10 protein-coding genes and 1 pseudogene are annotated in these 15256 nt (G+C 39.0%); 9 read left to right on the top strand and 2 right to left on the bottom strand.

Annotated features, from left to right (window positions below; translation table 11 throughout):
• Window positions 1-83 precede the first annotated feature (83 nt).
• Window positions 84-266, top strand: a complete 183-nt coding sequence (locus KQ486_RS02075; RefSeq protein WP_144161352.1) for an SE1832 family protein — start codon at window positions 84-86, stop codon at window positions 264-266.
• Window positions 267-829: 563 nt separating this feature from the next.
• Here the strand turns inward: KQ486_RS02075 and KQ486_RS02070 are convergent.
• Window positions 830-1594, bottom strand: a complete 765-nt coding sequence (locus KQ486_RS02070) for a zinc ribbon domain-containing protein (protein WP_216686635.1) — start codon at window positions 1592-1594, stop codon at window positions 830-832.
• Window positions 1595-1815: 221 nt separating this feature from the next.
• Window positions 1816-3387, bottom strand: a complete 1572-nt coding sequence (locus KQ486_RS02065; protein ID WP_216686634.1) for an FMN-binding glutamate synthase family protein — start codon at window positions 3385-3387, stop codon at window positions 1816-1818.
• Window positions 3388-3508: 121 nt separating this feature from the next.
• Between KQ486_RS02065 and KQ486_RS02060 the strand changes: the two genes are divergently transcribed.
• The 8 genes and pseudogenes from KQ486_RS02060 to KQ486_RS02025 all read left to right on the top strand — a co-directional run bounded on the left by KQ486_RS02060 (window position 3509) and on the right by KQ486_RS02025 (window position 15213).
• Window positions 3509-5311: a cation:proton antiporter gene (locus tag KQ486_RS02060; RefSeq protein WP_216686633.1), complete on the top strand. Its 1803-nt coding sequence runs from the start codon at window positions 3509-3511 to the stop codon at window positions 5309-5311.
• 1298 nt (window positions 5312-6609) lie between these two features.
• Window positions 6610-7218, top strand: a complete 609-nt coding sequence (locus tag KQ486_RS02055) for a TRAP transporter small permease (protein ID WP_246569097.1) — start codon at window positions 6610-6612, stop codon at window positions 7216-7218.
• A 35-nt stretch (window positions 7219-7253) separates the two neighbouring features.
• On the top strand, window positions 7254-8528 hold the full coding sequence (locus tag KQ486_RS02050; RefSeq protein ID WP_216686632.1) for a TRAP transporter large permease: 1275 nt from the start codon (window positions 7254-7256) through the stop codon (window positions 8526-8528).
• Window positions 8529-8799: 271 nt separating this feature from the next.
• The gene (gene dctP, locus KQ486_RS02045) at window positions 8800-9960 is read left to right on the top strand and encodes a TRAP transporter substrate-binding protein DctP (RefSeq protein WP_144161362.1); all 1161 of its coding nucleotides are present in this window, start codon (window positions 8800-8802) and stop codon (window positions 9958-9960) included.
• Between the two features lie 331 nt (window positions 9961-10291).
• Window positions 10292-11115, top strand: a pseudogene (locus KQ486_RS02040) (TerC family protein).
• A gap of 140 nt (window positions 11116-11255) precedes the next feature.
• Window positions 11256-12335 carry a hypothetical protein gene (locus KQ486_RS02035; protein WP_216686631.1) on the top strand — a complete coding sequence of 360 codons (1080 nt, stop codon included), beginning with the start codon at window positions 11256-11258 and terminating at the stop codon, window positions 12333-12335.
• A gap of 232 nt (window positions 12336-12567) precedes the next feature.
• Window positions 12568-13803: an aminopeptidase gene (locus KQ486_RS02030; RefSeq protein WP_216686630.1), complete on the top strand. Its 1236-nt coding sequence runs from the start codon at window positions 12568-12570 to the stop codon at window positions 13801-13803.
• 108 nt (window positions 13804-13911) lie between these two features.
• Window positions 13912-15213: a helix-turn-helix domain-containing protein gene (locus KQ486_RS02025; protein ID WP_216686629.1), complete on the top strand. Its 1302-nt coding sequence runs from the start codon at window positions 13912-13914 to the stop codon at window positions 15211-15213.
• The last annotated feature ends 43 nt before the right edge of the window (window positions 15214-15256 follow it).

Below are 15256 nucleotides of genomic sequence, written 5' to 3'. Positions count from 1 at the left end.
CGACAGGAACAAGCCAAAGGGCAAGCGATTTGAGAAAAAGAGCGACCTCTTATACAATGAGAGTGAGGAATGGAGTGATGAAGATGAAAAAAGCAGACATTGAAGCGGAAATTGCTCATCTAAAGATGGATTATATCCGAATTCAAGGTGACCTTGATAAGATGGAAGCCGTTGGAGGGAGTATCACACCAATTGAACGAGTACTCGAAAAAATAGAAATCGAATTAGCAGAAAAGAAAAAACAGCTAAATGAACTAGATGAATAGACAGAGAAGAAAAAGTAAATTTAGGTACCAGTGATTATTACGGGGTAGCACACAACATTTAAGTGCTACCCTTGTTTTGGGTTCTGCTAATCGAAGATAACACGCAATGTCAGCGGTCTATCTATGAATAGAGAGCTTCTAATCGAGTGTAGCATGTGTTTTTAATCCTCAACTCGTGATTAGAGCTTGATCGAAGGCACATTACATATCTGCTTCAGTGTTAATTTGCAGAGCTTCAGGGTTCATTTGCACAGCTTCAGCATTAATTCACGCGCCTTCAGGGTTAACTCCCGAACCTTCAGTGTAAATCCACAAACCTTCAGTGTTTTTTCATAAAGCTTCAGGGTTAATCCGTGTACTATTGGGATCATGCATTGGTGTCTGTGTACGGCTGCCCATTTTTTCCTCTCGTATTGATTTCCTCGCTCGCTATATTAACAAGTGATTTTTCAATCGTAACGCTTTAGCATACACAAAAAAGCACCGACCGAAGTCAGTGCCCGCTCTCTCATATAATAAATTTTCACATGACCAATTCGTTGAACCAACCAATCAAGACAACATTAAAATATACTCGTGATGTTATTGATGAAACTGGAAACCATCGTCTCAACATAAGTTCTAGCAACAAAGCTTAGAATTAAAACACCGATGAAGTAAATGATCAATAATAAATAAACACGATCGGTTCCGTCACCTGCATTCTCAATACCGGACTTTGTCAGTATGACTGGTAGCATAAAAATGACACCAAGTGTTGCGATAAGGAGTGCAACGGTCGCCAACCAACTTAGATTAAGAACAGAGAATAATACACCGACTATGAAGATAAATGAGAACGGAAATAAGTACGCACCATACTGAGCGGTCAACGTTCTTAAGTCTTTTATTTCTCCTGTAATTTTAGCCAAAATGTATATAAGTAAGATCATAATGATTTGCAGTGCATAAAACCCGACGAACGGTAAGAGAAAATAATCAAAAAAGCTAACTTCCACACTTTGACCAAGTACACTACCTAATCCAAGATCATTGAACGAGCTTTGCAAATCCGAGGAAATGCTTTTCATCGAGTAATAGATGAAACCGGCGATCAATAAAGAATAGATGGCGATGGAAATCAAACCAATTGGTAAATGGTTCGGGGTTAAATGCTTACTTGCAGAGGGCTGTATCAGAATTTTCTTTAACACCCCATACACATTTTCACTTGGTAATACATCCTCTGAATTGATTGTAATTGTTGAAGCTTGATCGATGTTGTGTCCGCAGTTAGGGCAAAATTGAACATCTTTTTCAACAGATATACCGCAAGATGGACAACGCATAAAAAAACTCCTTTCTACCAAACATATCACTAGTAACTATCATATAAGAAACAAAGAACAGAAAACAATTATTCATGACTATTTATAAAAAAAGATTCCGATCGCTAGAAGAATATATCATGGAACTCTAGCTCGGAATCTTTGTCAATCAAGTTCAAACATCGCGACTCGATTGCGCAATAAACTACATCCATACTGTTCACCGTTTAAATGAGTGAAGTTTAAGATTGATTTGTCTTCAAGTGATTATCATAGGTGACATCATACAAGTCTTTGTAAGCAACATGCTCATCCCGGAATTCAGATGGTGACTCCAGTCCGGATGCAGCTGCCAAATTAAATAATCCTTCACGCATGGCAACGACGAAATTGGTCACGCGATATGACTTCTCGTCAATGTCTAATGCTCGTTGTAATTTCGGATCTGTCGTCGCCACACCGACAGGGCATTCATTCGTATGACATACTTGAGCCATGATACAACCGACGGTCACCATGAAAGCACGGGCCACTTGTACGAGGTCTGCACCTAATGACAAGGCGATGGCAATTTTATCTGGTGTAATCAACTTGCCAGAAGCAATAATTTTCACACGGTCACGCACACCTTCTTTCACGAGTGCTTGATGTAGAATTCGCAATGCTGATTTTAATGGCAATCCAACACTGTCTGCAAGCTCTTGATACGTAGCGCCTGTTCCACCTTCTCCGCCGTCGACGGTAATAAAATCTGGATGCTTACCAGTTTCTCTCATTAATTTCGCTAATTCTTCGACGTATTTTTCCTGTCCGACAACGATTTTCATCCCGACAGGTAAACCAGTCGCTTCTCTAATGTCAGTTAAGAAATCAAGCAGTGTTTGAACATCATCAAATTCGTAAAAGCGATTGGGACTGTTGATGGTTTTATAGGGTTCAACATTACGGATTTTAGCAATTTCAGGCGTTACTTTATCTCCTTCAACGTGTCCACCGCGAAGTTTTGCACCTTGTGCCAGTTTTAATTCGAAAGCTTTCACTTGATCAATTTCTGCTTTTTTCTTTAATTCTTCCCAGGAAAATTCACCAGCTTCCGTGCGTACTCCAAATAAACCTGGGCCGATTTGCATGATGAGATCGACATCACCTTTTAAGTGGTGATTCGAAAGTCCGCCTTCGCCTGTATTCATCCATGTACCTGTAGCACGGCCTAATCCTATTGATAATGCCGTTATGGCACGATCTCCAAGAGCGCCATAACTCATTGCAGACATGCCGATATGACCTTTTACATGAAATGGATTCCTTGTATTTTCACCAATCACAACTTCATATTCTTCTTCAAGCAAAAATGGATTCATCATTTTATCTTCACGGTGCTCTTTTCTGCCAATCAACGAATCCTTATCAATTTGGTAGACGAAAGAGCTAACTTGCGGACTTTCTCCGAGTGCTAATTCCTCCAGTTGCTTCGGAAACATTGAATTTTTCACATAATAGCCAGGCTCTTCAAAATCTCTAAGCGAACCATAACCAATCAACCGGTGGCCATATTTTGCTGGAATGATGATGTCGTGGTAATCCTTTCTGGAAAATGGTTTACCTTCTGTATCATCGCGGAAAAAATATTGTCTTAATTCAGGTCCGATCTTTTCAAACATATAACGAATGCGTCCAAGTACCGGATAATTTCGAAGTACAGAATGTCTTTTTTGGTTACGGTCGACAAAGTATGCATAAACTACGAAGAATGCAGGCAAAACAAGAACAAACAAAATAATAATTAATAAAACAACACTGACGATGTCCGCCATTGACTACCCCCCTAGTGAATTATATAATGGCTAACGTATATATAAAAAATATCGTATATATGGGTTATACCACATCCATTAGGGAACTAAGCATACAAGCCCATATGAAAGGAGGCACACGATGGACAATTTATTATTTGAGCTGATGCTCATCTTATTTTTAGGCGTCAGCTCACAATGGGTCGCATGGCGCTATAGGCTACCGGCGATTGTCGTGATGTCTGTCGTTGGATTACTGGCGGGACCTATTTTTGGCATAATCAATCCCGAGGAAAACCTCGCAGTCGTATATAGCCCACTGATTTCCATTGCAGTTGGGATTATCTTATTTGAAGGAAGCTTAGGCTTGGATTTTCGTGAAGTCCGAGGAATTGGTAAACCGATCTACCGTATTGTGACAATCGGTGCGTTATTAGCCTGGCTTTTAGGTTCATTAGCCGCACATTATGTAGCTGGACTACCACTCGCTGTATCATTTGTGATTGGTGCCATCTTCATTGTCACAGGACCGACCGTTATTTTACCTCTATTAAGGCAGGCTAAGTTAAAGCCACTTCCTGCTGCGATCCTTAAATGGGAAGGTATTATTGTCGACCCCCTTGGTGCGTTATTAGCTGTTTTCGCATTTGTGTTCATCCAATTTATCACCCTAGACGATGTGACATTCATTACAATCTTATTCTTTATCGGAGGATCAATATTAGCTATTCTGATTGGAATTGGATTCGGATTTGGAGTCGGCAAATTATTTGAGAATGGCCTAGTGCCTGAGTATTTGAAATCTCCATTTGTTTTGTCCAGTGTTGTGACCGCCTTTACGATCAGTGATATGATTATGCACGAAACAGGATTGCTTGCCGTGACGGTAATGGGTATCACTCTTGCAAATATGAGAATTTCATCAATTGGTGATCTACGTCATTTTAAAGAGAATATATCCATTCTACTGATATCTGTTATTTTTATTATGTTAACGGCATCACTGACAAGAGAAACATTGATTGCTATGTTTGAATGGCCGATTATTTCATTTGTTTTATTAATGCTTTTTGTTATTCGTCCGTTAACAATTTTTATCTCAACGATTGGAACAGGTCTACCGTTTAAAGTGAAATTATTGACGGGTTGGATTGCACCGCGAGGAATTGTCGCCTTGACGGTATCTGGTTATTTTGCTGGAGTCTTACTGCTTGAAGGGTATGAAGAAGCTGAAATGTTAACTTCTTTAACATTCGGCCTTGTGTTTGCAACGGTTGTGGCTCACGGCTTTTCAATCGGCTGGCTTTCGAAAAAATTGAATTTATCTACTGAAAGCACACCAGGAATTCTAATGGTTGGATCCAGTAAATTCACAGCCAATTTTGCAAAAGTATTGGGTGACTATGACATACCGGTTATGATCATTGATTCATCTTGGAGTAGGTTATCGCATGCAAGAAGGCTCGATGTTCCAAACAAACATGGAGAAGTGCTTTCAGAACAAACCGATTACCAACTAGATATGACTCCATATGAGTATATGATCAGTATGACGGAATTCGATTCATACAACACATTAATCAGTACGACATTTAAGCCTGAGTTCGGACGGGAATTCTTGTATCAATTACCGATCCAAATGGACAACGGAGATCGTTTAGATGAAGTCAGTAACCATATAAGCGGAAATATCTTGTTCAGTGAACAGGCAAATTGGACCGTACTGAATGAAAAAATCAACCAAGGATTTGTATTCAAAAAAACAAAGATCTCAGAACAATATACGTTTGAAACATTGAAAAAAGAATTACATCACGAATCTGTTTTATTGGCAATTATCAAAGGAAGTGGGAAAATCATCTTCTTTTCTCCAAATCGTGAACCAAAAGTTGAATCAAAAGATATTGTCATCAGTTTATCGAAGCCGAATAATCGACAAGGCTAAGATCAACGAAGCTCACCCAGCCAGCGGCCTAAAGAAGGTCGCTGGCTGGTTTTTTTAGATGGCTTTGTTAAAGTCCGTTGTTGATATTTTGATCCGCTATCGGTGGATGCTTTCCCCACCACCTAATATCCGATCTATTCGACCGGAATTTGAATCTCACTTCCGATTCGGATGAATAGACGCTTTCTATTCGACCGAAATCAGAGACACGCATCCAGTTCGGGTGAATAGGCGCTGTCAATTCGACCGAAACCAAACTCACGCATCCAATTCGGGTGAATAGATGCAGTCAATTCGACCGAAACCAAACTCACGCATCCAATACGGGTGAATAGGCGCTGTCAATTCGACTGGAATCAGACTCACGCATCCAATCCGGGTGAATAGACGCTGTCAATTCGACCGAAATCAGAGACACGCATCCAATTCGGATGAATAGGCGCTGTCAATTCGACTGGAATCAAGAACTCGCATCCAATTTGGGTATTGCGACTCTCACAATAACGTTTTACGTTTCCCCGCCAACGAGGACTCTAATTTAAGAAACTGATTCACTTAAAAATGAAACCAGTGGAGAAAATTCGTCAACGCCCGAATGCGAGTTGGAATAGTGAATTGGGTAGTCGAGAGTGCTTCTCAACATCCGAATAAGAGTCAGAACAGTGTATTTGGTCGCAGAGACCTTCTCAGTACCCCATCGAAAGTTAGAGTAGCGTTTCTTCCAACTCACTCACAATATGAAGCTGCTGAACCAGCATGTAATCAATTGATAAAACTACCTACTAGTCAGTTCATGACTCGCCATTTAACAAAATATTCAATTAATTTTTTAATTATTTTGCAGGAATGTTCTTGATGAACGTCGAATAAAACATATATAAGGCACGTATGCGCTGTTCATCCTTAGTCAGGAATCTTAAAAATATCATCCATTAACCCTCAAGATTTACACCCAATCTAAATCTTCATGACATACTTAATGAGAAAATAACCCAGTAAATGAAATTAATAGTTTTAAAGATATTATGTGGAAGTCTATCCATAACAAAGTTTAAATAGGCTATCAACTAGAATATTTGGAGCATACACGACTATCTGGAAGTAATATCGATAATATTATAGAAATTTGAATTTTATGTTTAATTCCTAGCAAAATAGGTTATTAAATTATAAAATGTGTGTTTTTTTGGAAGTTGAATAAACCAAGCTAAATCATATACGCTTAAATAGAAGAAATGAACGGCTAAATTTATTTGATAATTTTACAGATTCATTCTTTTCGAGAGGGGGCAAGTTTTTTGGGGAGCTTGAGTGACAATAGCGTTGTTCGAGGAATAGGAAAAGTATTTCAATTCATTGATAAAGTAATGATGAGATTAGAAGAATTTATATTATCCTTCTCGATCATTTTGATTTCAATTATGATTGTCGGTAATGTAGTTGCCCGAGAAGTTTTTAGTTCAGGTGCTTTTTATTTCGCCTATGAGGTGAGTAAATTCGCCATCATTATTGCAACATTTATGGGAATAGCTTATGCAGCTAGAAAGGGACGGCATATTAGTATGTCAGCTTTTTATGACTTCGCACCTATGAAGGTTCGTAAAGTGATGATGATCGTGATTAATGCAGTGACTGCAATCGTTATGTTTGTAATGGCGTATTATACTTATAATTTTGTTCTTTTTGAATATAATACCGGAGCTATTACGACCTCGTTGGAAGTCCCTAGATACTTAATGGCCGTATTTATTCCAATTGGCTTCGTGACAGCGGGGATTCAATATATCAGAAACACATTTGTGAACTTCACAGCGAAAGCAAAAGATAAAGTTTACTTAGGAATCGATGCCGTAGATTATAACGATCAAAGAGAAAAAGAATTGAAGATGGAAGACATATCCATCTAATGTCAAAAATCGATTAAAGTAGAGAGGAAAAATCTATGTTAGCGACATTATTATCTATAATGATTATTCTTTTGCTGTTGAATTTTCCGATGATGATTCCGCTGATCTTGGCACCCGTTGTCATTATGCTCATTTATAATCCGAATTTAAGTATGGATATTCTAATGAAGCAGCTGATGACAGGGATTGAATCACCGGTATTGTTATGCGTTCCGTTATTTATTTTCGCAGCGGATATCATGACAGCAGGTAAAACTTCAGAGCGTTTATTAGATTTCGTCGGTGCGTTCATCGGTCACATTCGTGGAGGGTATGCTGTAACAACAGCAGCAGCTTGTACGATGTTTGGTGCCATTTCAGGTTCAACGCAAGCGACTGTTGTTGCGGTAGGACGTCCGATGAGAGAAAGATTACTGAAAATAGGATACAAAGATTCCCAAGCAATGGCCTTGATTATCAATTCCAGTGATGTGGCGCTATTGATTCCGCCAAGTGTGGGAATGATTATTTATGCACTGGCAGCAGGTTCAGTATCAGTTGGGGATCTATTCATTGCCGGAATTATTCCAGGTGTAATCGTATTTCTGGCATTTGCAATATACAACATTATTCATGCGAAAGTGAAGGACATTCCTCTGGGTGAAAAAGCCAGCTGGAAAGAACGCTTCGTTCATTTTAGAAAAGCACTTTTACCGTTAGGGTTCCCAATTATTATCGTCGGTGGGATTTATACAGGTACATTTACACCTGTTGAAGCTTCTGGGATTTCTGTGTTGTATGCATTGATTTTGGAAGTAATGATCTTCCGGACAATTAAATGGAAACAAATCCCTAAAATTTCTTTGTCGACAGGATTGGTTACATCAGCCGTTTTCATCTTGGTCGCTGGTGGCCAGCTTTTCACTTGGGTAATCGGCTTTGCCGGTATTCCAAGAATGATTACAGAAGCAGTTCTTGGAACAGATCCAAGCGCATTATTCGTCCTGTTGATGGTCAGTGTGTTTTTCTTCGTTGGATGTATGTTTGTTGATCCAATAGTAGTTATTTTGGTATTAACACCAATCTTTGCTCCAGCTGCTGAAGCGGCAGGAGTTGACCTGATTCACCTTGGAATCATCGTTACTTTCCAAGCAGCATTAGGATCTGCAACGCCACCATTTGGTGTTGACATATTTACCGCAAGTGCGGTATTCAATAAACCTTATTTGGAAGTTATCAAAAGTACACCACCCTATATCATTATGCTCATAGCAATCGGGTTGTTGTTGGTATTCTTCCCAGAGTTATCATTAGTACTTATTCAGGAATAAAGTGAACTGTTCTAAGCAGTTCCTTTAAATAATGGCTCTGTTGAAGTTTAATGTTGAATTTTAAAACATGAATAAAGCACAGAGTTGTTGAATTGTGAGGAGCGAAGGTGGCGACTCCAGCGGGAAAAGCACGAGTCTCGAGACCCCGCAGGCCAGGGTGTTGGGCCGAGGAGACTCGAGCCGTGCCCGCGGAAAGCGTCCACCATAGCGAATCACAATATCAGCAACGGACTTCAAACATAGCCAAATAAAAAACACATTACAGGGGGTAATGAACATTTTTAACAAAAAGTATTTGTTAATGTTAGCATCAATTTTTGCATTAAGCTTACTGCTAGTTGCATGTGGCGGTGGCGATAGTGAAGGAGACTCAGGAAGTGAAGGGTCTGACGAAGAATCAGGATCCGAAGAAGAATCTGGGTCCGAAGAAGAGTCCGATTCAGGTTCAAGTGAAGGAAGTGAAGAAGCTTCTGGAGATTTCGAATCTGATCAATGGCGCATGGTGACTGAAGAACTTCAAGGCGAAGTACAGTTTGTATATGCACAAGAATTTGCGAAACGAATTGAAGAAAAAACAGATGGTGCGATTACGGTTGAAGCACTAGAATATGGCGCTTTAGGTAGTGAAACAGACCAAGCACAATTGTTGCAGCAAGGCGGGGTTGAGCTGGCTGTTATGTCTCCAGGTTTCACTGGAGGACAAGTTCCAGACGGTCAAATTTTCTCTATGCACTATTTGTTCCCGACAGATCAAGACCAAATTCACCAGATTTTAAAGGATAGTGAAGCATTAAATACAGATCTTCGTGAGAAATATGAAGAGCATAGCATCTCACCTTTAGCTTATTGGAGTGAAGGTCAGATGGCTTGGACAAGTAATACAGCAATTAAATCTCCATCTGATTGGGAAGGCTTGAACGTACGCGTACAAGAATCTCCATTAATGCGTGAGTCTTATGATGCTTATGGTGCTACAGTTCAATCATTGAGCTGGGGTGAGCTGTACACGGCGTTAGATCGTGAAACAGTTGATGCACAAGAAAACCCAATCTTCTTCATTGAATCTGCAAGCTTTAATGAAGTACAAGATTATATGATGATTTCTGGTCACAACAACTATGTTGCGATGACAACTGCGAATACAGAATGGTATAACGGTCTTGACGATAATGTTAAAGCTGTAGTTGATGAAACAATTACAGAACTACAAGACTGGGTATTCGACGAACAGAAGAAACAAAACGAAGCTGGTCTTCAAGCAATCAAAGATGAAGGAAGTACAGAAGTCATTGAATTTGATGAAGATCAAATTGCTGAATTCAGTGAAGCAATTCAGCCAGTTCACGAGTATTACCGTGAAGAAGTAGAAGGAATCGACCCTGAACTATTCGATAAACTGAAGAGTGAGATCGAAGAAGTTACAGGTGAATAAGTAAGCTTAAAATGTATATGAAATTGATGAAGCTAGCTGCGGTAAACTGCAGCTAGCTTTTTTCTGCTATGTTTAGCATTAATATCGGACGGTCACATGCTAAATGTGTCTTTGAAGAGCGAAAAACAAGTCCTAAACTTATAAATATCTGTAAGGATGAAGTGATTCAATTTTCGACAAAAAAAGTGTATACTCATAACATGTCATTTTAACTAATTCTGTCATTATCGCCTCAATTTGAGATGAAGCTTGTTAAATGTAGAAAGCTTTGGGGAAGATAAGGATTAGGAAAAGAAACAACTGTGCTAGAAGTTGAGGAGTGTTTGTCGAAATGGAATGGGGTTTATTAGCGGAGTATGGCTGGGTGCTCCTCGTCCTGATCGGATTGGAAGGAATCTTAGCTGCAGATAATGCTCTCGTTTTGGCTATTATGGTTAAACATTTGCCAGAAGAGGAACGCAAGAAAGCTTTATTTTATGGATTGTTTGGAGCATTTGTTTTACGTTTGGGCTCTTTATTTATTATTTCTTTTCTCGTCGATGTATGGCAAATGCAAGCGATCGGTGCAGCATATTTGTTATTTATCTCGTTAAATCATCTATTTAGAAAATTTATATTGCATCGTAACGAAGATGAATCCGCAGAAGATGCGGCGATCAGCAAGCCAAAAAAGGTTCAGGTTTTTGGATGACTGTCGTCAAGGTTGAATTTGCGGATATTGCATTCGCAATTGATTCTATATTGGCTGCTGTTGCGCTGGCGATGGCATTACCGAATACCGATCTACCGCAAATCGGTGGAATGGATGGCGGTAAATTTCTTGTCATATTGGCTGGTGGATTAATCGGTGTCGTCATTATGCGATTTGCAGCGACGTATTTCGTCAAATTGCTTAATGAACGGCCAGGTTTGGAATCAGCAGCGTTTATCATTGTAGGTTGGGTAGGTGTGAAGCTTCTCGTGATCACGTTAGCTCACGAAGATATCGCAATCATTCCACATGATTTCGCAGAATCGACTTTATGGAAGCTTACCTTTTATATCGTGCTCGTACTCATCGCCTTAATTGGTTGGTTTTCCTCAAGTCCATCGAAAAGTGAAGACCTGTCTGATCAAGAAAAAGAAGCGTTAGAAGACATGGAAAATAAGGATTGACGACGACAAGCTGGAGGGGAAACTCTTCAGCTTTTTTTCATTCGTTATATGTAGGTGCCCAAATGCCCAAAACCCCCTTGTCCTTTGGTCTTTTTTAAAGCTCAGTTTCATACAATAAGGGAGACTGGGAGGATGATGACATGTCTGAATATAAGTATTTTATGGGAGGTACCACCGCAAAAGGGTATGTTAATTTTTATGAAAACTTAATTGAACAACTCGACCATGTTCTTTACATTGAAGGTGGGCATACATCGTTGATCAGCCCACTGTTAAAAGATGTGGCTTACCAAATGAAAAACCAATTGAATATTGACTATATTTATAATCATATTCAACGAAATGAACTTGAAGGAATTGTCTTCACTGATTTAAATGCAGGTATATTCGATCGTTCGAAAATGAATATTAGACGAATGAAATGGCCACTCATCAAAGAAAGCCTGTTATTCTTTGGAGAAGGTTATAGTAAGGAAGGTTTAACGGAGAAAAAACAATTATTAGTAGAATTAGAAAAACAAATAGAAGAGGTTCACACGTTAGCTGTTCAAAGGTTTCAATCAGCTCTTACGATTCATCATGAGATTGAAGATGTTTATGCTCCCTATATGGATTTTGAAAAAGCGAACCGAGAGACAGAACGCTTGAAAAACGATATATTTGAAAAAAATAAATTGAATAAACCATCCTGTGTACATCACCGTTATTTAGGTGCAGCCACACCAGACGGACCACGTGATTTCATTCAAAACTTAACGAGTCAAGTAAGTCGGAGAATTTTTATGAAAGGCAATTCAGGGTCTGGAAAATCAACCGTTCTTCGCAAGATTGCCCGCGAAGCACAAGACCGAGGTTTTGATGTAGAAGTCTACCATTGTGGATTCGATCCGACGAGCCTTGATATGGTAACCCTTCCGGAACTCGAAGTTGCCATGTTCGACGCAACCGGCCCGCACGAACATGATCCAAGTCTGATCAGTGATGAAGAATTGAACCTCTCTGATCAACTTATGACACAAGATTTGCCGAAAAGAGAGCAACAAAGAGTCAGTTTATTAAAGATGGATTATCGAGTGAAGGTCGACGAGGCAACGGCTTACTTAAAGCGTGTCAAAGAGCTTCAGGATGAGTTTGAAAGAATTTATCATGAAAATACCATTCCTGAATTTTATAATGTTGCGAAAGAAGAATTGATGAATTGGGTGGATGAAAGAAAATAAGCAGTAAATACAACTTCTTTGAACCATACCGGAGAGAAACAGGCGCTTTAAAATATGAACAGCTAAAAGATGATCTCGAATATAATCGGAGATCATCTTTTTTAATGCCCAGAAGTATTGTTGAGATTCAACGAACAACAAAGTATCTGTCATTCGTCGATGGGATTACTTTTTTAAAGTTTCGGAATATGAAATAATAAGATATACCAATAAAAAGAAGGAGTGTCGCATGATGCCAACAGAGGCTACATTAAAGAAATATGCCGAGCTTGCTGTGAAGGTCGGTGTGAATGTACAAAAAGAACAACCAATCTTTATTAATGCGCCAATCGAGGCGAGAGACTTTGTGCACCACGTTGTGGAGGAAGCTTATAACGTCGGGGCGGAAAATGTAACGGTTAACTGGTCAGATGAAGTAATCACAAGAAAGAAGTATGAAAACGAACCCCTACATGTTTTAGAAAACATTCCTGATTGGTTAGTGGACAAACAAACAGGACATGTCAAAGATGGCGGGTGCATTCTAACCGTCTATGCACCGAATCCTGACCTATTGGATGGGATTGAACCAGAGCGAATCGCAAAAGCGAATAAAGCGGCTGGAGAAGCATTGAGTGAGTATCGTGAATACATGATGAGTGATCGTATTCAATGGTCAATCGTGTCAGTTCCTACAGAAAAATGGGCCGCAAAAATATACCCCGATAAAAAAGAAGAAGAAGCAATGGATGAATTGTGGAAAGAAATTTTCAAAATCGTCCGCGTCGATCAAGAGGATCCAATTAAGGCTTGGGAAGATCATAATGAAACACTGCATGATATTCGAGATTATTTAAATGAGAAAAAATATGTCGCGTTAGAGTATCAATCAGCTACTACGGACCTTCGAATTCAGCTACCAAAAGGCCATATATGGGCAGGCGGAACAGCAAAATCGGTAAAAGGTGTTATTTTCAACCCGAATATGCCGACAGAAGAAGTATTTACTGCACCGCATCGAGAAGGTGTAGAAGGAACTGTTCGGAATACGAAGCCGTTAAACTACAATGGCAATTTAATCGATGACTTTAAGTTGACGTTCAAAGATGGAAAAGTGGTTGATTTTGAAGCAGGTAAAGGAGAAGAGACACTTAAACATTTATTGGACACAGATGAGGGAGCCGTTCGACTTGGTGAAATAGCCTTAGTTCCTCATTCTTCACCTATTTCACAGTCAGGCTTAATCTTTTTCAATACGCTTTATGACGAAAATGCTTCTTGTCACTTAGCGCTTGGCCAAGCATATCCGACGAACTTGGAAAACGGCGAAAATATGAGTGCAGACGAACAAAAAGAGGCAGGGATCAATAAGAGTTTAATACATGAAGATTTCATGATGGGATCCGCCGACTTAACCGTTTATGGAATTACTGAAAATGGCGATAAAGAAGAGATTTTAAAAGACGGCGAATGGGCAATTCATTCATAGAAATAACTTCTGTTAAAATTCCTTGGTAAAATTTGATATATTTGTGGAAAGTATAGTCACAAAGAACTATAATAGAACAATAAGTTGGAACAGAAGGTGGAGATTGGATTGTCACTTATTGGTCAAACAATCAAATGGCATCGGATACGCCAAGGAATTACACAAGAGCAGTTAGCAGAAGGTATTTGTTCAAGTGCCTATTTAAGTAAATTAGAAAACAACCAAATCTCATTTAATAAAGAGATTGTCAGCCAATTATGTGAACGATTGGAGCTTCCTGTTGAAAAGTTCATTGCTCCTTCTGATGAACATGTAAAAAAAACGTTGGAAAACTGGATCGATGCGTTACATCATTATGATTTGAAAAAAGCAGATGCTTATTATCATGAAATTCAGTCACTAGATGAAAAAAAGATAGCTGTTGAACTCAGTTACTTATATGAACTGACTTTATTCGGTCACTATTTATTGACGCAACAGTATGAAAAATTCGATGAAAAATTCAAGTATTTGCAAAGCTTTTCTTGGATTTTGGAAGAACATTATCCGTATAGCTATCACAAATTTATCGGTTACTATTATTTGACGAAGTTTTATTGTTCGAATGCCATCAAACATTTCAAGCAAGCAGAAAAAATGATCAAAGACACATCTGATCCTGAACTTTACTTGATGATCGCGAATGCATATACGCGGATGGAGATGATTCTTCGGTCCAATAAATATGCACTGAAAGCATTTCAAATTTTTCAAGCAGAATTAGACTATACACGTGTGATAAGCTGTCAAATTATCCTGGGGATGAATTATTGTTTGATTGAAGACTTCGAAACGGCAGAGAGCTATTTTAGAAAGCTTAGGGACCTAGATGATTCTCAAGTAGGTAGTTTAATTAAATCAGTTATTTATATGTGTGAAGGTATGATGGCCATGCAGAAGCAGGAATATGAAATGGCCCGAGAATGTTTTATGAAGGCAACTGCGCGTCAAACAAATCATGAAGTAGAATTAAGTTCCTATCATTATTTAGCTATGACGTATTTTTATCTTGGTGAAAATGAACGTGCATTTGAAGAATTAAATAAAGGAATCAGTATAGCTAAAACGTACCAAAATATTCGATATCAATTTAAATTAAAATCGATTTTGTACTATCTTCGTGAACAACACGAGGAATTGAATCAATTACTGTTCAAAGAAGCGATTCCGTTCTATCAGAAGTTAAATGAAGAACATGAGCTATGCAGTTATTATTTGCTGGCTGGCAGTGTTATGAATGAAATGAAACGGTACAAGGATGCGACGAAATACTTGATGGCCGCCTACAGGATCAATCGTAGTGAAGATACGTTTTTACCTAATCTAAAATCAGCAAAAGCAAAGCCTGGTTTACCGTTACTCACATATTGACACGGTTGACGACCAAGCAAAAAAGCGATCCCAATGTCATGTG

Source organism: Allobacillus halotolerans (assembly GCF_018967645.1).
GTDB classification, from domain to species: Bacteria; Bacillota; Bacilli; order Bacillales; family Alkalibacillaceae; genus Allobacillus; species Allobacillus halotolerans.
This window is presented reverse-complemented; position numbering and strand designations above follow the sequence as displayed.